1 protein-coding gene is annotated in these 1,586 nt (G+C 67.3%); it reads left to right on the forward strand.

The features are described from left to right. Positions 1 to 1,586 (forward strand): IS1634 family transposase (locus AB0M52_RS33815; RefSeq protein ID WP_363961948.1); only part of this gene is annotated, 1,586 nt, incomplete at both ends.

A 1,586-nucleotide genomic window follows, 5' to 3' on the forward strand; every position in this document is an offset into this window, starting at 1 on the left:
TGGGAAGTGTAGTAACACGACTGGAGATTCGCATCTTGTGCTGCCAGTGGTGGTGTGGTTTCTTCGTGGTCATGTACTTGCGGTTCACGTCGCGGGCCAACGCCGATGGCAGCGTCGTGCGCTACGTCGCCTTGCGCACAACCGTCGTGTGGACGGCAAGGTCAAACCCGATGTGCTGATGAACCTGGGCCGCGTCGACCAGGTCGACATCGATGGGTTGCGCCGGCTCGCCGCGTCGATCAACAAGCACTTCGGCGACGACGGCGACGGTGCAGGCGTGGAGGCGGGCCTGGCCGTGGGGACGGCCGCGTTGGAGGTCGTCGACTCCCGCCCGATCGGAGCGGTGTGGCTGCTCGATGGGCTGTGGCGGCGGCTGGACGTTGCCGCGGCGGTGCGCGCCGCCGCAGACGCGCGCAGGTTCACGACGAACATGGAACGGGTGTTGTTCGCGCTGGTCGCCAACCGGGCGGTGGCGCCGATGAGCAAGCTGTCGGCCGCCGAGTGGGTCGGTGAGGACACCGTCATCCCGGGCCTGGCGAGCATGGACGACGACCACGCCTACCGGGCGATGGACCTGCTGGTGGACGCCGACACCGCCGGGCGGGTGCAGGAGGCGGTGTTCTTCGCCGTGGCGAACCTGCTCAACCTGGAGGTCGACCTGTTGTTCTTCGACACCACCAGCACCTACTTCGAACGCGACACCGAAGACGACGGCGCCGACGCGTTCCGCCGGTTCGGGCACTCCAAGGACCACCGCGGTGACCTGCCGCAGATCGTCATCGGCCTGGCCGTGACGAAGGAAGGCATCCCCGTTCGCTGCTGGTGCTGGCCCGGCAACTCAAATGACCAGCAGGTCCTGGCCGAGGTCCGCGACGACATGCGCGACTGGAAACTCGGCCGCGTCATCACCGTGGTCGACCGCGGGTTCTCCTCCGCCGACAACCTGGCCTACCTACGACGCGCCGGCGGGCACTACATCGCCGGGATGCGCATGCGCGACGGCAACCCCCTCGTCGAACAGGTCCTGGCCCGTCAAGGCCGCTACCAGCAGGTCCGCGACAACCTGCGCGTCAAGGAAGTACGCATCGACGGCGCCGACGTACGGTTCGTCATCTGCCACAACCCCGACCAGGCCGCCCGGGACAAGCAGCAACGTGACGACGCTATCGCCCGCGTCGAAGCCGAACTCGCACGCATCCGTGACCAGCGCGAACGCGACGCCAAACGCCCACCCGGCGACAAGACCCGCCAGCGCAACGAAGCCGCACACGTGCGAGCCGAATGCGCGTTGCGCGACCATCCCGCCCTGGGCCGATGGCTGACCCAGCAGCCCAACGGACGCCTCAAGGTCAACAAGGCCAAGGTCAAAGCCGAGGAACGCCTCGACGGCAAGTACCTCATCGCCACCTCCGACCCCGCCATCACCGCCGAGGACACCGCCCTGGGCTACAAGAACCTCCTCGAGGCCGAACGAGGGTTCCGAGACCTGAAATCGCAACTGCTGCTCCGACCGGTGTTCCACCGCCTCGAACACCGCATCCGCGCCCACGTCCTGATCTGCTGGCTGGCCCTACTGCTCATCCGCG

This window comes from Micromonospora sp. NPDC051296, from assembly GCF_040682255.1.
Lineage (GTDB): Bacteria > Actinomycetota > Actinomycetes > Mycobacteriales > Micromonosporaceae > Micromonospora > Micromonospora craterilacus.